General features: G+C 71.1%; 12 protein-coding genes. 8 read left to right on the top strand and 4 right to left on the bottom strand.

Annotated elements, in window-relative coordinates:
* The first annotated feature begins 1 nt into the window (after nucleotide 1).
* Genes AB0B45_RS07730 through AB0B45_RS07720 form a run of 3 tightly spaced genes read left to right on the top strand, consistent with a single transcriptional unit; the run spans nucleotide 2 to nucleotide 5,177 of the window.
* Nucleotides 2-3,082 (top strand): hypothetical protein, encoded by a 3,081-nt coding sequence (locus AB0B45_RS07730; protein WP_358126943.1) that lies wholly within the window; start codon nucleotides 2-4, stop codon nucleotides 3,080-3,082.
* Nucleotides 3,083-3,132: 50 nt separating this feature from the next.
* On the top strand, nucleotides 3,133-4,320 hold the full coding sequence (locus AB0B45_RS07725; protein ID WP_358126941.1) for a DUF418 domain-containing protein: 1,188 nt from the start codon (nucleotides 3,133-3,135) through the stop codon (nucleotides 4,318-4,320).
* Nucleotides 4,321-4,370: 50 nt separating this feature from the next.
* The gene (locus tag AB0B45_RS07720) at nucleotides 4,371-5,177 is read left to right on the top strand and encodes an SDR family oxidoreductase (RefSeq protein ID WP_358126939.1); all 807 of its coding nucleotides are present in this window, start codon (nucleotides 4,371-4,373) and stop codon (nucleotides 5,175-5,177) included.
* Nucleotides 5,178-5,190: 13 nt separating this feature from the next.
* Here AB0B45_RS07720 and AB0B45_RS07715 read toward each other — a convergent pair whose 3' ends face one another.
* The 3 genes from AB0B45_RS07715 to AB0B45_RS07705 all read right to left on the bottom strand — a co-directional run bounded on the left by AB0B45_RS07715 (nucleotide 5,191) and on the right by AB0B45_RS07705 (nucleotide 8,511).
* Nucleotides 5,191-6,570 carry a xylan 1,4-beta-xylosidase gene (locus AB0B45_RS07715; protein WP_358126936.1) on the bottom strand — a complete coding sequence of 460 codons (1,380 nt, stop codon included), beginning with the start codon at nucleotides 6,568-6,570 and terminating at the stop codon, nucleotides 5,191-5,193.
* Between the two features lie 107 nt (nucleotides 6,571-6,677).
* Entirely contained in the window at nucleotides 6,678-7,430 is a 753-nt protein-coding gene (locus tag AB0B45_RS07710; RefSeq protein ID WP_358126932.1) for an SDR family oxidoreductase, read from the bottom strand.
* 49 nt (nucleotides 7,431-7,479) lie between these two features.
* Complete coding sequence (locus AB0B45_RS07705; protein WP_358126929.1) at nucleotides 7,480-8,511, bottom strand: phosphotransferase family protein; 1,032 nt, start codon at nucleotides 8,509-8,511, stop codon at nucleotides 7,480-7,482.
* Nucleotides 8,512-8,712: 201 nt separating this feature from the next.
* On the opposite strand from AB0B45_RS07705, the gene AB0B45_RS07700 reads away from it, so the two are divergent.
* Together AB0B45_RS07700 and AB0B45_RS07695 are read left to right on the top strand one after the other, a co-directional pair.
* Entirely contained in the window at nucleotides 8,713-9,795 is a 1,083-nt protein-coding gene (locus AB0B45_RS07700; protein ID WP_358126926.1) for a GNAT family N-acetyltransferase, read from the top strand.
* Nucleotides 9,792-10,913: a DegT/DnrJ/EryC1/StrS family aminotransferase gene (locus AB0B45_RS07695; protein WP_358126923.1), complete on the top strand. Its 1,122-nt coding sequence runs from the start codon at nucleotides 9,792-9,794 to the stop codon at nucleotides 10,911-10,913. The genes AB0B45_RS07700 and AB0B45_RS07695 overlap by 4 nt, the downstream gene beginning before the upstream one ends.
* Here the strand turns inward: AB0B45_RS07695 and AB0B45_RS07690 are convergent.
* Nucleotides 10,894-12,276 carry a PLP-dependent aminotransferase family protein gene (locus tag AB0B45_RS07690; protein WP_358126920.1) on the bottom strand — a complete coding sequence of 461 codons (1,383 nt, stop codon included), beginning with the start codon at nucleotides 12,274-12,276 and terminating at the stop codon, nucleotides 10,894-10,896. The genes AB0B45_RS07695 and AB0B45_RS07690 overlap by 20 nt on opposite strands.
* Nucleotides 12,277-12,347: 71 nt before the next feature.
* Here AB0B45_RS07690 and AB0B45_RS07685 point away from each other — a divergent pair, with 71 nt between their 5' ends.
* The 3 genes from AB0B45_RS07685 (at nucleotide 12,348) to AB0B45_RS07675 (ending at nucleotide 17,096) form a co-directional block, all read left to right on the top strand.
* A complete protein-coding gene (locus tag AB0B45_RS07685; RefSeq protein WP_358126917.1) occupies nucleotides 12,348-12,983 on the top strand; it encodes a pyridoxamine 5'-phosphate oxidase family protein in 636 nt (211 codons plus the stop codon).
* A gap of 65 nt (nucleotides 12,984-13,048) precedes the next feature.
* Nucleotides 13,049-15,382 carry a protein kinase gene (locus tag AB0B45_RS07680; RefSeq protein ID WP_358126915.1) on the top strand — a complete coding sequence of 778 codons (2,334 nt, stop codon included), beginning with the start codon at nucleotides 13,049-13,051 and terminating at the stop codon, nucleotides 15,380-15,382.
* A 52-nt stretch (nucleotides 15,383-15,434) separates the two neighbouring features.
* Nucleotides 15,435-17,096 carry a protein kinase gene (locus tag AB0B45_RS07675; RefSeq protein ID WP_358126913.1) on the top strand — a complete coding sequence of 554 codons (1,662 nt, stop codon included), beginning with the start codon at nucleotides 15,435-15,437 and terminating at the stop codon, nucleotides 17,094-17,096.
* Nucleotides 17,097-17,102: the final 6 nt, after the last annotated feature.

The following is a 17,102-nucleotide window of genomic DNA, read 5'->3' as shown; positions in this document are numbered from 1 at the left end:
CGTGAGGCAACCGGCGGGCGATGCGATGACGACGGAGACGACCGGCACGTCCGCGGCTTCCGAGGCCGCGGAGGTGGAGGGGAGCGACGTGCCCGAGGAGCCGGAGTTCGATCCTGACGCCACCGGCGTCATCCCGCGGATCACGGTGCCCAAGGACGACCCCGCCGCCCCGCAGGTGGACGCACGGCAGCCGGAAGAAGCGGCCCCGAGGGAGGACCCGGCCACCGAGACCGACCCCGCCCCTGGCACCGACTCCCCGAAGACCGATGTCGCCGCGGAGACCCGCTCCCCGCGGGCGGATGAAGGCCCACAGGTCGCCGAGCAGGACGAGGCCACGCAGGAGACCACGGCCCCTCGCGCGCCGGAGAGCGCCCAGACAACGCAGGACGACGCCGAAGACGACGAGCTCACGCAGGAGACTGCGGCCCCGCGTGTGCCGGAGGACGCTCAGGCAGCGCTGGACGACCCCGAGACCGTCGAGGACGACGAGGCCACGCAGGAGACCGCGGGCCCTCGCGTGCCGGAGGACGTTCAGGCGGCGCAGGACGACGAGGTCACGCAGGTGACTGCGTTCCCGCAGGGGGCGGAGGTCGACAGCGACGAGACCAACCCCGTCATCCGGCCCCCCGGGCGGGAGGCGGAGGACGTCACGGAGATCACGCAGGCCGTGCGCCTGCCCCCGCGGCCCCGAGCCGAAGAGCAGGTCGAAGAGCAGGTCGACGAGCAGGGCGAGGAGGAGCACGAGGAGCAGGCCGACGACACGACCGTCGCCAAGCGCGTCCCCGCCTCCGTCCACGTGGGCCACGCTCCCGAGGCTCCCGAGGCTTCCCAGGTTTCCGAGGCGCCCACGACGGCGCCCGAGGCGGCGCCCACGAAGGTGCCCGCCGTATCCGGGAGGAAGACCGCCGCCCCCGCCCACGGGTGGGGGGCGCGGCTGACGGCGCTGGTGCAGGGCGCGCCGCGCTGGCTGCCGGTGCTACTGGTCCTCGAGGGCCTGGTCATGTACGTCCTGGCGTTGCGCGTCTCGCCGGGGCCGCTGCGCGGGGTCGACCCCGCTGACATCGGCGGGCTCGGACTGATCTCCGCGATGCCGCTCAGCGCGTTCTTCGCGATCATCCTCATGATCGTCTCGTTCTTCGTGACGGTCACCCAGAGCACGGACCGCAAGTTCCTGCTGCTGTTCCAGATCGCCGCGATCACGTTCGCCCTGCACGGAGCGGGGGCGATCGTGGCCGACGCGCCGCGTTTCCCCACCGCGTACGTGCACGCGGGTCTGGTCGACTTCATCGCCAGAACCGGCGAGTCCGCCATCGGCCTTGACGCGCGCATGGCCTGGCCCGGCTTCTTCGCGCTCTTCGCGTTCGTCGGCAAGGCGGCGGGCATCACCGACTTCACGACGATCCTCAACTGGACGCCGCTGCTGTCGAACCTGCTCTATCTCCTGCCCTTCGTGCTGATCCTGCGCCAGGTGGTGGCGACCACGCGAGCCAGGTGGTTCGCGGCGCTGCTGTTCGTCCTGGTGCAGTGGATCGGGCAGGACTACTTCTCGCCGCAAGGCTTCACCTTCGCCCTCTACCTGGCCTTCGTGGCGATCCTGCTGCGCTGGTTCGGCAAGGTCGAGACGCGGAGCAAGCCGCTGCCCGCCAAGGGGCGCGTCCGCAGGCTGCTGGCCAAGCTCGACGCGATGCTGCCTGGCGAGCTGGCCTTCACGGGCACCTACAGGGCCGACAAGCTCCTGATGCTGATGATGCTGATCGCGCTGTTCTTCGCCGCGACGGCGTCCCACCAGATCACCCCGTTCATGATGCTGGGCGTGCTGACCGCCTTCCTGCTGGTCAAGCGCACCTCGCTGACGTGGGCGCTGCCGTTCTTCTTCGGCCTGGTGGTGCTGGCGTGGATCAGCTACCAGACGGTCGGGTTCTGGGCCGGCCACATGGACGCGATCTTCGGCGGCATCGGCAGGCTCCTGGAGAACCTCCAGCGCGGCACCGGTGACAGGATCGCGGGCAGCGATCCCGTCCACGCGCTGGTGCTCAAGACCCGGCTGGGCATCTGCGCGGCCGTGCTGCTGCTGGCGGTGGCGGGCCTGATCAGGCGGCTGCGGCGCGGCGTCTTCGACAGGGCGGCGCTCGTCCTGCTGTGCGTGCCGGTGCTGGCGATGGGCCTGCAGAGCTACGGCGGCGAGATGGGCCTGCGGGTCTACATGTTCATGCTGCCGGGCGCCTGCCTGCTGGCCGCCTACGCCTTCTTCCCCAACCTGCCTGCCGACAGCGAGGACGCCTCCGACGAGACGGTGCCGTTCCGCCAGCGCAACGTCAGGTTCAACCCGAGGACCACGAGGATCGTCTCGATCGTCCTGGCCGCGTGTGTGGCACTCGGCTTCTCGATGGCCTTCCTCATCGCCCGCTACGGCAACGAGAAGTTCGAGCGGGTCACCTCGGGCGAGGTGGCCGCGATGCGCTACGTCTACGAGCACGACAAGCCGAGCGCCAGGGTGCTCTACCTGGTGCCCAAGATCGGCCCCGAGGTCACGCCCATCCTGCCGTGGGGCGAGAAGGACTTCGAGAAGGTCGACTACACCCAGCAGGCGCTGGTGCACCAGAACCCGGACGACATCAAGGACGTCGTCGCGAAGCTCAAGAGCAGCGAACGCAACACCTTCCTGGCCGTCACCACCGGACAGGCCGCGTACCTGCAGCTGAACGAGGGCTTCCCTGCCGACTGGTATCCGAGGTTCGTGGCCGCGCTCGACCGGTCCAAGGACATCAAGAAGGTCTACTCCAACGACAACGCGGCGCTCTACACCTGGAAGAAGTTCGTCAAGGGCACCGAGATTCCGCCACCGCGCTACGCGGTCGGCGGGCCGGGCGAACCCGCCTCGCCGTGGGACCTGGTCGGGGTGCTCGCCCTCGGACTCACGTGGGCGGCGCTGCTCTCTTACGAGGTGATCCGTCTGCGCGGCGCGGACAGGGCCCCACGGGCGCGCAGGCGGCTGCTGTGGGCCGCGGTGCCCGCGTTCGCGATCGCCGTCGCCGTGGTGGTCTTCCGATTCCTCTACATAGGCCTGAATATGTTCCACTAGCTCGAGAAAAGTCACAGCAAACTCTGAGATTGCGAGATGATGTCCACTTGATGTGGACATCTGCTCGCACCCCCGGGGACCGGATCGCCTCCGTCGACGCCCTGCGCGGCTTCGCCCTGCTGGGCATTCTGGTGGTCAACATCGCCTTTTTCGGCTCCGGCTACCGGATGGCGGGGCTGCCCGAGCCAGGGTTCGACAGCGCGCTCGACTGGGGTGTGCGCTGGTTCGTGACCATGTTCATGGAGAACAAGTTCTACCTGCTGTTCTCCTTCTTGTTCGGCTACAGCCTCACCCTGCAGCTCGACTCGGCCGCCAGGCGCGGCGCGGCCTTCTCGCCGATGTTCCTGCGCCGGTTGGCGGGGCTGTTCCTGCTCGGGCTGGCGCACGCCGTGCTGCTCTTCCCCGGCGACATCCTCGTCACCTACGCGTTGGTCGGTCTGGTGCTCCTGGCGCTGCGCAGGATCACGCCGAGGAAGGCCGTGATCCTGGCCGTCGCGCTGACCTCGCTGCTCGCGGCCGGCTTCGTGCTCGCCGCCCTCGTGGCCGCGCTCGGCTTCCACGTGCCGGGCGTCGGGGCGAGCGGGGTCGCGGAGGCGCTCAGGGCCGACGTGCTGCTGCGCGACGGGCCCGGGAAGATCATCTCCGAGCACCTGCACGAGCTGTCGATGATCGTCGTGCTGCGGGTGCTGTTCCAGGGGCCGGCCGTACTGGCCGCCTGCCTGGTCGGGCTCGCCCTCGGCAAGAGGGGCGCGCTGCGCGAGCCGAACCCGCGGACGCTGCGCACGCTCCAGTGGCTCGGCTTCACCGTGGGCATCGCCGGGCAGGCCTTCCACTCCTACTCGGCCTGGAGCGGCTCGGGGGACGTGCTGCGCCTGCTCGGCCAGGCCGTCGACCTCGTCACGGCACCGCTGCTCGCCGCCGCCTACGCCGCCACCCTGCTGCGGCTGCTGCCACACCTGCCCGGCGTGGGCCGGCTGCTCGCGGCTCCTGGCCGCATGGCGCTGTCCAACTATCTCGGGCAGTCGCTGATCTGCTCGCTGATCTTCACGGGGTACGGCCTGGCGCTCGTCGACAAGGTCAGTCCGCTCGTCGAGGTGCTCATCGCGGTGGCCGTCTTCGCCCTGCAGGCCGCCCTGAGCCACTGGTGGCTGCGCGGCCGCCGCTACGGCCCCGTCGAGTGGCTCCTCCGCGCGCTCACCTACTGGAGGTTTCCCTCGAAACGGGTGCAACCGACCTGACGATGCCGGTGTTTCAGAGGGTGCAAACGCATTCGCTGAAAGGCACACTCATGGATCTGCAGCTCTCCGGCCGCGTGGCCGTCGTCACCGGGGCCTCCAAGGGCATCGGCCTCGCCACCGTCGAGGCCCTCCTGGAGGAGGGGGCGAAGGTCGTGGCCGTCTCGCGCAAGAGCAACCCCGACCTCGACGCGCTGGCGGGGGCGAACCTGACGCACGCCGCCCTTGACCTGATGGACCCCGAGGGGCCCGCGGCCGCGGTGGAGCGGGCCGTGGAGGTCTACGGCGGGCTCGACATCCTGGTGAACAACGCCGGTGGCCCTCCGCCCGGCGTGAAGCTGCCCCGCTTCGCCTTCATGACGCCGTCGGACGCCGACTGGCGGGAGATGTTCGAGTTCAACCTGTTCGCGGTCGTGCGTGCCGTACGGGCGGCCGTCCCGCACCTTCTGGCACGCGGCGGCGGCTCGATCGTCAACGTCACCACCGGTGCCGTCAGGCAGCCCGGCCCGATGAACGTCGACTACCAGGCGGCCAAGGCGGCCCTACTGAACGTGTCGAAGGCGCTGTCGGAGGAGTACGCGCCGCAGGGCATCAGGGTCAACACCGTCGCTCCTGGCCCGGTCAGGACCGCGTGGTGGACGGAGGAGGGCGGTGCGGCCGACATCCTCGCCGGCGCCACGGGCTCCGACCGTGACAGCGTGATGGACACGGTGGCGCCGCAGATGATGAACCTGCTGACGGGCAGGCTCGTCGAGCCCAGGGAGGTCGCCGACGTGATCGCGCTGCTGGCCTCGCCTCGCTCGGCCAGCACGACGGGCGCGGAGTTCGTCGTCGACGGAGGGTTCCTCAAGGCCATCTAGTCCTCAAGGCCATCTAGGAGGTGGAGCCGCGCGGGCTCCACTTGATCTCGTACGGCCCGAAGGTGAACTGCTTGCCGTCCACCGTCGCCGTCAGCCGGGCGTTGGTGGTGTTGACCATCACCATCTGCTCCGGCTGGGCGAGGGCGCGCACCTTCGGGTCGCTCGACGTCGGCTGCTCGACCTTCACCCCCGCGGGGAACCACTTGACGAACCCGCTGAGCAGCCCCGCCATCGGCATCTCCGCACCGCGGCCTGGCACCCACAGGCAGCCGTGGCACTCCCGCGCGTCCTTCTTGTGGGGGTTCCAGTAGAGCGCGGTGGTCACGCCGCTCTTGGCGAACTCGATCATCGCCGTGGCCTGCACCGCGGCTGTCCGCTCCTCGGTCCAGCCGGTGTTCTGCGGCTCCATGTAGTACTCGGCCCACCACACGGGCAGGTCGGGCGCCTGCTGCCGCAGCCATGCGGTGATCGCCGAGAACTTGGCCGTCGCGCTGAACTCGTCAGGAGTGGGCGGCTGGTCCTTGGTCATGGTGGCGCCGTCGACGACGATGAAGTCGGCGCCCTTCTTGTTCTGGATCCAGTACTCGATGGCGCCGAGCACCCGCCGGTCGGCCATGCCCCATTCGCCACTGACGGGCGAGCCGCCCGCCACGGGCCCGTGGTGGTCGATCGGCACGTAGGGGCCGCCGACCTTGATGTCCGCGCTCACCTGCTTGAGCGCGTCGTAGACCTTGTTGTAGAGCTCGGTGTAGGCCTCGGCGTCCCAGGTGTTGGTGGCCTGGTTCCAGAAGCCCTTGAACTCGTTCCAGACCATGAAGTGCTTGACGGTGGGGTAGCGCCTGGCGACGGTCGCGGCCAGCTTGGCGTAGTCGTCGAAGTGCTCGCGCCTGGGCGCGGTGGTCGCGTTCTTCGCCCAGTCGGTACGGCCCGCCGTACCGCCCTTCATCCAGTCGGGCGCGCAGCACAGCGTGATGATGGGGATGCCCCGCGAGTCGGAGATCAGCTTCATCCGCCGGTCGAGCTCGCGGAAGTCGTACTTGCCCGGGCTCGGCTCGGGGTTGCCCGCGCCGAAGCCCATGATGTGCTGGTTCTGCAGCATCGGCTCACGGCCGAGCATGTCCGCCGCGCGGTCCCTGACCTGTTTGGGCTCCTGGTCGGCGCTGTACTGCGTGTGGGTGACGCCCCAGCGCGGCCAGTCCTGCGTGACCGGCGGCGGCGACAGCGTGGGCGCCGCCTGGGACGGCGGGATCGTGTTCTGCTCACCGGAGGCCTTGGTCCTGGAGCCGGCGTAGATCATGATCCCCGCGACGAGGACCAGCGCGACGACTCCGGCTGCGAGGGCGATCGGCCACGGTGAGCGCCTGTGCGCGTGACGGCCGTTCGTCGGTATCACCCGAAGCCTCCTGTAGCGTTCCACACGACGAAGCCGGGTCGTAGTGCCCGGCTCAAACACCAAGGTATTCGGACCGATTGCAAAACGCTTGAAACTTGGTCTAGCGATTAGCTGGGAATCGGTGGCCTTTGTCCCCCTGCCGGTCCGGGGACCCCAGCATAACGGTAGGGAACCGGCGACCGGCCTGGCTGAACGACCAGCAGAGTGCCAGGCTCCTCGGTGTAGAAGGCCGACTCCACGGCCCCCGCCACGTCCTCGGCGGTCAGCAGGGGGAATCCGGCGCCGACGAACATCTCCCGCTGCCCGGCGACCAGCGGGGTGTCGGTGAACCCCGGGCACACGGCGCCGATCCTGACCCCTTCCATGGCGAGCGGCGCGGCCAGGGCCCTGACCAGGCCGACGACGGCGTGCTTGGTCATCGTGTAGACGGGGTCGCCGTCGAAGCCGACCAGACCGGCGAGCGAGGCAGTGACGACGATCGCGCCGCCGCCCGAGCGCACCAGCGCGGGCACCGCGGCGGTGACGCCGAAGACCACGCCGTCCACGTTGACGCCCATGGTAAGGCGATAGCGTTCCAGGTCGAAGGCGGCCAGGTCGACCCCGCCGGAGACGCCCGCGTTCAGGTGGACGAGGTCGAGCCTGCCGTACGTCTCGACGGCGAGGTCGACGGCGCGCCGGGAGGTCTCGTGGTCGCTGACGTCGCCCGCCAGCCACACGCCGCCCACCTCCTTGGCGACGCGTTCGAGGCCGGCCTGGTCACGGTCGACGAGCACGCAGCGCGCGCCTCCCGCCGCCATCCTGCGCGCCACCGCCGCCCCGATGCCGCTGGCCGCTCCGGTGATGAGGACAACGCTGCTCATCGGGTCTCCTTCGCTGTCGCTGGTGCGCCTGCCTGGTCGCTGGACGAGATCACGGGGTACCCCTGTCGAGGGCGCGGTGGGCGCGGGCGAGCAGGACGGGCACGGCGCCGCCGATGCGCTCGAACCCCTCCCCCACGGTCTTACCTTGCCGGAACCTGGCGTGGATACCCTCCACGATGACCGCGAGCTTGAAGTTGCCGAACGCCACGTAGAAGTCCAGGTCGGCGAGGTCCCTGCCGGACACCTTGGCGTAGTGGGCGGCGAACTCGGCGGCGCTGAGGAACCCGGGGGCGAGGGTGACGTCGCCCGCCACGGGGATCGAGGCGCGCTCGTCGTCGCCGTGGTCCTGCCAGTAGGTCAGCGTGAGGCCGAGGTCGGCCAGCGGGTCGCCGAGCGTCGACATCTCCCAGTCGACGACCGCGCGGATCTCCGGTGGCGCGAGCCGTACCAGCGTGTTGTCGAGCCGGTAGTCGCCGTGCACGAGCGTGGAGGCCGAGGTGGCAGGCAGGCGGTCGCGCAGCCTGGCGACGAGCCGGTTGTAGACGGGCTCGTCGCGGTCGGCTGAGCGTGACCACTGCTGGCACCAGCGATCGAGCTGCCTGGCCAGGTAGCCATGGGGGCGGCCGAAGTCGGCCAGGCCCACCGCCGCGTAGTCCACCGCGTGGATCTCGGCGAGCACCTCGGCCAGTCGCTCGGACAGCTTCCTGGTCTCCTCGACGCCTGGCGTGCCCAGTTCGTCCCTGCTGCGGACGGCCGCGCCTTCGACGTGGCCCATGAGGTAGAACGGCGCGCCGATCACCTCGTCGTCGGCGCAGAAGGCGAGGGGCGGCGGGACCGGGACGGGCGTGCCGTACAGAGCGGAGATGACCCGCCACTCGCGGCGCATGTCGTGCGCGGTCGGCAGGACGTGACCGAGCGGGGGCCGCCGGAGCACCACGCGCCGTTCGGTCGCTTCGACCAGATAGGTCAGGTTGGACCTGCCGCCGGAGATCAGCGACACCGAGACGGGCGCGCCCGCCGAGGGCGCGTGCTCGTTCATCCACGCGACCAGGCGCGGCCAGTCAATGCCAGGTACCGTCATGGGACCCCATTAGAACTCGATTCGGTTCTCGCTGCCAAAATGAGAGTTCCCTAAATTTGAGCGCCGGCGTGGTCCACCACACCCGCTCATCCAATAACGTTGCTGTACACCGCCACGCATGATCTGCTCATGAAGAGGACTCTCATCCACTTCGGACAATGGCGGATGGTGGTCGGGGACCGCACACCCCAGTAGGAGCCCATGCGCATCACTCTTGTTCACCCCCGTGATCTCGGGAAGCCGGAAGTGGACCGGTGGCGGGCCTTGCAGGAGGCCGAGCCGTGCTACGACAATCCCTTCCTCTCGCCGGAGTTCACGATCGCGGTAGGCGAGTCGCGCGACCAGACCCGCGTCGCCGTCGTCGAGGACGGCAACGAAGTGGTCGGGTTCTTCCCCTTCGAGCGGCATCCGCTCGGCATCGGCAAGCCCGTGGCCGCAGGGCTCACGGACGCCCAGGGCATGGTCAAGCACGCCAAGGTGGAGATCGACGCCCAGACGCTGATCAAGGGCTGCGGGCTGGGCGTCTTCGAGTTCGACCACCTGGTGGCGGGCCAGCCCATGCTGGCCGAGCGGCACGAGCTCCACCCTTCGCCGATCATCGATCTGAGCGCGGGGTGGGCGGCCTACACCGACTACCTCACGACCAACTCCGGCAAGACGTACAAGAGCACGCTGGCCAAGTCGCGCAAGCTCCAGCGCGACGTCGGGCCGCTGCGCCACGACTACGCCAGCACCGATCCCGCGCCCCTGCGCACGCTGCTGGGCTGGAAGACCGACCAGTACCGCCGCACGGGCCGCACCGACAGGTTCGCCACCCGCTGGATCGTGGAGCTGGTCGAGCGCCTGCTCGCCACCCAGACGGAGACTTTCGCCGGCGTGCTCGACATGGTCTACGTCGACGGCGTGCCGATGGCGGGACACTTCGGCCTGCGCACCAGGAACACGCTCGTGGGCTGGTTCCCCGCCTACGACACCGCCTTCGCCAAGTCCTCGCCCGGCCTGATCCACCATCTCGCGATGGCCGAGGCCGCCGCCGCCGCCGGGATCAAGCTGATCGACATGGGCAGGGGCGCCAAGGAGTACAAGGAGAAGCTCAAGACCGGAGAGCTCCAGGTCGCCGAGGGCAGGGTCGCGCGCGCCAGCGCGGGCGCGGGCGTCCACTGGATGATCAGGGTTCCCGTGCGCAAGGCGCGCGGCGCGGTCATGGCCAACCCGGTCCTGCTCAAGACGGCCGACCGCGCGCTGAAGACCTACGGTCGCCTGCGCACGGCGCTGCAGGCGTGAGCCCCACCCGCGCGCTCGAGGAACGCACCGGCCGGCGCTGCCTCGCGCTGCCCTCCAACAGGCTCGGCCTCTACCTCGCGCTGCGCCACTTCTGCGTCCCTGGACAGCGGCTGCTCATGTCGCCGATCTCCGCCGACGAGATCCTCTTTCTGGTGCTCGCCGCCGGCCTGCGGCCGGTGATCGCGCCGCTGTCGCGCCGCACCGGCAACATCGACCCCTCCCGCGTGGACCTGTCCGAGGTCGACGCCGTGCTGACCACCAACCTGTACGGCCTGCCCGACGACCTGCCCGCCTTCCGCGGCAAGACCCTCATCGAGGACGTCGCCCACGCGATGGAGTCCACCGTCGAGGGACGCCCACTCGGGACGTTCGGAGCGGCGGGGGTGTTCAGTCTCTCCAAGCACGCGGGCGCGGGTTCGGGCGGTGTGCTGGCGGTCGAGGAGGCCGCCGACTTCACGGCGCTGGAGCAGGCCCGCGACGAACTCCTCCAGCCGGGGTCCTTGCGCGCCGAGGCGCTGAGCGTGGCCAGCTCGATGGCCCGGCAGGCGGCCCTCACCCTCGACCTGGTCAGGCCCGCGCTGGCGCTGATGCGCGCGCTCGGCATGGAGGAGGAGCGCGAGGGCTACCGGATCGCGCTGCGCGCCTCCGAGCTGGAGTCGGCCATGAAGACGGTGCCCTCGTTGCCGCCCTTCGACCGGTGGGTCCGCGCCGACCTCCACTCCTATAGAGCCAGGCGAGGGCCACTGTCCCACTGGTATCAGGGCCGCAAGGTGGCCAAGGTCGCGCGGCGGCGGCCGCGGCGGCTGGTCGGGGTGCGGCGGCTGGCCGAGCTGCCGAGCGTGGCGCAGGGAGTCCTGGACCACCTGGACCAGCCCCTGTTCAGGGTGCCGCTGCTGGTGGAGGAGCGCGACGAGGCCATCGCCGCGCTCGAACGCCGCGGAGTGGTCACCGGCTACCTCTACGCCCCTCCCTACGACGACTACGCCCCCTCGTTCACGACCCCCTCCCCTTCCCCCCGCGACGCCCGATGGTGGGCCGAGCACGTGCTGCCCGTCGACCCCCTCTACGCCGACCGCGCGCTGCCCGTGCTGCGGAGGCTCACTCCAGCCCGCGGATGAGGCCGGCGAGGATCTGACAGCCGCGCCGCACGTCGGCCAGCGAGGCGGAGCCGTACCCGATGACGAGGCCGTGCACCTGCGACTCGCCGTGGTGGTGACGGGCGGTCGTGTCGAGCAGGACGCCGGCGGAGGCCGCCGAGCCGACGATGCCCCGCACCGCGGAGGGCGGCAGCTCGGCCAGGACGTGCAGCCCCGCGGTGTCGCCGCGCAGGCGGCAGACGGGGCCGAGGATCTCCACCACGGCCGCGCGGCGGCGGGCGTACTCCAGCCGCATCCTGCGCAGGTGCCTGTCGAGGTCGCCGCGCTCCAGCAGGGTGGCGACGGCCTGCTGGACGGGGCCGCTGGTGCGGTCGGACAGGTCGTCCCTGATGGCGGCGATCCTCCGCAGCAGCTCGGGCGGGCCCACCAGCCAGCCCACCCCCACGTCGGGGGCCAGCGACTTCGACAGCGTCCCGAGCAGCACCACGCGTGCGGGGTCGAGGCCGTAGAGGGCGGGCAGCGGGGCCACGTCGTAGCGGAACTCGGCGTCGTAGTCGTCCTCCACGACCACCGCCCCCGTACGGCGCGCCCACGCTAGCAGCCGCTCCCTGCGCGGGATGGGCAGCCGGCCGCCCATCGGGTACTGGTGCGCGGGGGTGGTGTAGAGGACGCGCAGGTCGCAGGGGAGGGAGGAGACGATCACGCCGTCCTCGTCCACGGGACACGGCACGATCGTCGCGCCCCTGGCGGCGAAGACGTTGCGGGCCACCCGGTAGCCGGGATCCTCGACGCCCGCCCTCGCTCCGTGGCCGAGCAGGGCCATGGCGACCAGGAAGAGGCCGTTGCCCGTGCCCCTGGTGACCAGGATGTTCTCCGGGCCCACGGCGATCGCCCTGGTCCTGCGCAGGTGCTCGGCCAGCAGCTCGCGCAGGTGCGGCAGGCCGTACGGGTCGGGGGCGTCGCCCGGCGGCAGGTCGGCGGCCTTGCGCCAGGCCCGCTTCCACGCCGCCACGTCGTAGTCCTTCACCCACGGGTCGCCGGGGGTGAGGTCGATGAGCTGGAGCTCCCGCCGTACGGGCTGGACCACGGCGGCGGCGGGGACGGCCGCGGCGCGCGGCGCCTCCTCCGACAGGTCGGCCACGTAGGTGCCGGAGCCGTGACGGCCGTCGAGCCAGCCCTCCGCGTAGAGCTGCTGGTAGGCCTCGGTGACCACGGTACGGCTGACGCCGAGCTGCGCCGCGAGCCCTCGTGAGGACGGCAGGCGCGCCCCCGCGGTGAGGGCGCCCGCGCGCATGGCATCGCGCAGCCAGTCGCCGAGCTGCACGGACAGCGGCACCGCCGAGTCCCTGGTCAGGGAGACGGGCAGGTCAACGAGCGTGCGCAAGGAAGTGGTCTCCACGAAGCGGTTATTAGTGGACATTAACGACAGGTCCACTATCTCAATACCGTGAGCGCATGCTCTCCACCACACCCCGCACGACGCTCGGCCGAGAGAAGCACCGCGGCAGCACCGACAGGAACGATCTCTACGAGGTGCTCGACTCCGGGCTCATCTGTCATCTGGGCGTGGTGCTGAACGGTCACCCGATGGTCGTGCCCACCGGCTACGGCCGCATCGGCGACACCCTCTACCTGCACGGCTCCACCGGCGCTCGCTCCTTGCGTGCGGGCCAGGGCGAGCAGATATGCGTCACCGTCACCCACGTCGACGGCATCGTGCTGGCCCGCTCGGTCTTCAACCACTCCGTCAACTACCGGTCGGCGATCATCTACGGCGAGGCCAGGCTCGTCACCGACGAGGAGGAGCGCATGGCGGGCCTGCGGGCGCTGACCGAGCAGCTCGCGCCGGGACAGTGGGACTACGCCAGGCGGCCCACCCGCAAGGAGCTGGCGGCCACGGCGGTGCTGGCGCTGTCGCTGGAGGAGGCCTCGGTCAAGCTGCGCCAGGGCCCCCCGAACGACGAGGAGGAGGACTACGCCCTGCCGATCTGGGCCGGCGTGCTCCCGCTGGTCAGCTCGTGGGCAGCGCCTGTGCCCGACCCCGTGCTCCCGGACGGGACTGCGACACCCGCCCACATTAAGGACCGTTGACGGCAAACCAGGACGGTCTTTCATACGTCTCATCAGGTGGGCCAGACTCCTGATGGGAGAGCGCCATGGACTGGAGTGCCCCCGGTTACACCGAGATACGGCAGCTCGGCGCGGGTGGAAGCGGCAGGGTCGTCCTCGCCGTGCACGACGAGACCGGCGTCAGCGTCGCGATCAAGTACCTGTCCGACCAGGTGCGGCACGAGCCAGGAGTGCTGGCCGCCTTCAGGGCCGAGGCCGAGGTCCTGACCACGCTGGTCGATCCGCACATCGCCAGGATGTGGGAGTACATCCAGGAGCCCCAGGGCGCCGCGATCGTCATGGAACTGATCAACGGCGTCTCGCTGCGGGCCCTGCTGCGCGAGAACGGCACGACGGGTCCCGAGGCGGCGCTGGTCGTGCTCAAGGGCTCGCTCCTCGGCCTGGAGCGGGCGCACGCGGCGAACGTGGTCCACCGCGACTACAAGCCGGAGAACGTGATCGTCAGGGACGACGGGGTCAGCAAGCTCGTCGACTTCGGCATCGCCGTACGGCACGGCACCGCCACGCGGGCGACGGGCACCCCGCCGTACATGGCGCCGGAGCTGTGGTCGGGCCGGCCCGCCTCCCCCGCGACGGACGTCTACGCGGCCACGGTCGTCTTCTTCGAGTGCCTGACAGGGCACAGGCCCTACCGCTCGACCGAGTCGCACGTCCTCGGCTACCAGCACCTGCACGCGCCCGTCCCCGTCCATGACGCGCCCGAGGCCATGCACGAGCTGATCTCGCGCGGCCTGGCCAAGGACCCGGCCGAGCGCCCGCCGAGCGCGGCGGCGTTCGTGGCCGAGGTCGAGCGGGCCGCGCTGGCGGCCTACGGCGAGGAATGGGAGGAACGCGGAAGGCGGCTGCTGGCCGGGCTGGTGGCGCTGCTGGCGCTGCTGCTGCCGCAACCCGAGACTCCGCCACCTGCCACGAGCTCCTCGTTCTTCCAGACGGTCTTCAGGGGCACAGGCCGCACGGCCAGGCGCCACGGCAAGCGGCTGCTGGCCGGCTCCGCGGCGGTCGTGGTGGCCGCGGGCGTGACCGGCTACGTGCTGGCCGGCAGGCAGTCGCCGCGTCCCACGGCGATCGAGGTGGTGGCCTCGGAGCCCTCGACCCCGGCCTCCACCGCACCTTCGAGCCCCGCGACGCCGCCGTCGGTCACTCCCGAGCCGAGTGGCGGCGGCGACCCGACGGACGAGCCCGGCGGCGCGGGATCGAGCACCGACCAGGGCACGACCCGTCCGCCCTCGCCGTCCACCTCCGCCCCTGCCACGGCCGCTCCCCCCGGCGACACGACCAGCCCGCCCCCCACACCCACGCCCACCCGGACCCCTACGCCGACTCCCACACCGACGCCCACACCCACTCCCAGCACTCCCACGCCGCCGCCGTCGACGGCCGTGTCGGCGCTGAACGTCGGTGGCCTGTCGGTCAACTCGGACGCCCTGGCCGCCGCCACCGTCTCCCTGCGCACCACCGGCACGGGACCCGTCACGATCATCGCCCGGTTCGCCGTCGACAGCCAGGTCGTGCACACCGAGAGGACCCGGGTCAGCGGCGCGAACACCTACACCCGCGCCTTCAGCCACAGCCTGGGCGAGCGGCGGTGCGGCAAGACCGTCGCGCTCACGGTCTCCACCTCGCCCGCCGCCGCGGGAGGCGCGAAGACCGTCAGGGCCGCGCTTCCCGCGTGCCCGACGACCGTCACGGGGCTGCGGGTCTCACTCGACATGGCCGAGGCGCCGGGGCGGGCCGCACGCGCGCGGATCTCCGTCCAGACCAGCGGCACGGGCAAGGTACCCGTGACCGCCACGATGGCGCTCAACGGCGACCAAGTGGCCGCCAAGACCCTCTCCCTGTCGGGGTTCACCACCTACACGGGCGCGTTCGACCACACCTTCGGGGAGCGGCCGTGCGGCGGGACGGTCGTGGTGACCGTACGGGCGGGCGACAGGCAGGACACCGCCAAAGCGGCGGTCCCGTGCCCGGCGGGGGTGCGGCAGGTCTCGATCGCCCGCGCCTCGATGAACGCGCGGGGCCGCGCGACCGCGATCGTGACCGTCGGCACCGAGGGCGTCCAGCCGGCACGGCTGAGCGTCGCCTTCAGCCTCGGCGGACAGGTCCGGCACAGCGAGTCGGTCGAGCTGTCAGGCCAGACCTCCTACAGCAGGACCGTCAGCTTCACTTTCCCCGAGCTCTCCTGCGGATCGGCGTGGGCCGTGACGGCGGCCACCAGCCCCGCCGCGGCCAACGGCACCGACTCCGCCGGCGGCAAGACGCCCGCCTGCGAACCGCAGACCGAGACCGCTACGCCTCGTCCCGGCCATTCCGGACAAGAAGATACTGACAATTCTGTTCCGGGCGAGAGTGACGGTCATTAGGCTACGATCCGTCTGAGGTGGGTGGGGGCCCAGAGGGATCAGAGGTGATCTGATGGACCGGTGGGGGGTCCCCGGCTACACCGAGGTGCGCGAGCTTGGCTCTGGCGCCTCGGGCCGGGTGGTGCTGGCCACACGCGACCACGACGGCGTCGAGGTCGCGATCAAGTACCTGTCCGACAGGCTCCGCGACGACGTCGGCTTCGTGGCCAGGTTCAGGCACGAGGCGCGGATGCTCGGCAGCATGCGCAGCCCGTACAACGCCCGTCTGCTCGGCTACGTCGAGGACGGCGAGGGCGCGGCGATCATCATGGAGCTGGTCGACGGCGTATCGCTGCGGGCGCTGCTCGACTCCGAGGGCCCGACGGGTCCCGAGTCGGCTCTGGCCGTGCTCAAGGGCGCGCTGAAGGGCCTGGCCGCGGCGCACGCGATCGGCGTCGTGCATCGCGACTTCAAGCCCGAGAACGTGGTGGTGCAGGGCGACGGCAGCAGCAAGCTCGTCGACTTCGGCATCGCCGTACGGCAGGGCGAGGGCGCGAACTCGGCGGGCACGCCCGCCTACATGGCCCCCGAGCAGTGGTCGGGCGGACCCGCCACGGCCGCGAGCGACGTCTACGCGGCCACGATCGTGTTCTTCGAGTGCCTGACCGGCATGCGGCCCTTCCGCGCCGCCACGGTCGCCGCGCTCGCCAGGCAGCACCACGCGACACCGCCGCCGATCGACGAGGTGCCCGACGCCCTGCAGCCGCTCATCGAGCGCGGCCTGTCCAAGCACCCTGTGGAGCGCCCGCCCTCCGCCGAGGCCTTCCTCGACGAGCTGGAGGTCGTGGCGGCCAGGGCCTACGGTCCCGACTGGGAGGAGCGGGGCAGGCGCCGCCTGGCCAGGCTCGCGGGACTGCTGCTCGTGCCCTTCCTCGGCACGCGGGAGGAGGCGCTGGACGCCACCACGACCCTGGCTGAGACGGAGTTCGCCGAGCCGCAGGGCATCGTGGCGAAGCTGGGCGTGAAGATGCTGGTGGGGATCGGCCTCGTCGTGGTGATCGGCACGGTCGCCACCGTGATGCTCACCTCGGGCGAGGACGATCCCGCGCTGAGGGCGCAGACCTCCCCTGCCACACCCGCGATGTCGCTGATCGAGGCCCCCTCGCCGTCGGAGTCGCCGACGGCGGAGCCCTCGGCCGAGGAGCCGTCCGCCGAGGAGACCGTCGCGCCTGTCTCGACCTCGACGCCGACGCCTTCTCCGACGGTCGCCGCCGCGAAGAAGACCGCGACGCCGACGCCGACCAAGAAGCCGGTGCGCAGGTCGACCCCGCCTCCTCCGCCTCCCACCAAGACCAGGGCGGCCACGCCCACGCCGACGCCGGACGAGACGTTGCGCGGCAAGTCGGACAACGACCCCGCACCGCCTCCACGATCGCCCTCGCAGACGGCGACCACGTCCACTCCGCCCCCGCCGAGTCCGCCGAGCGAGACGCCGAGGGAGACCCCGACGGATCCGACCAGGGAGCCCACCCCGTCCTCCGACGACGGCGGCGGTGGCGGTGGCGGTAACACGGGCGGCGGCGAGACACCCAGGGTCACCGAGACGCCCACCCAGACGCCCGCGGAGACGGCGCCTGCCGCGCTGCTCGCGCTCGGCTTGGTGACGTCCGGCGCGGTTCCGGTCACACTTGCGGTGAAGCGCCGTGTCGCCGGGCGGCACAGGAGGCAGAGTTAGCGGGGG

The sequence above is a fragment of the Nonomuraea sp. NPDC049152 genome, from assembly GCF_040648355.1.
Taxonomy (GTDB): Bacteria; Actinomycetota; Actinomycetes; order Streptosporangiales; family Streptosporangiaceae; genus Nonomuraea.
Note: the sequence above shows the minus strand (reverse complement) of the source record. Positions and strands in the feature narration are given on the sequence as shown.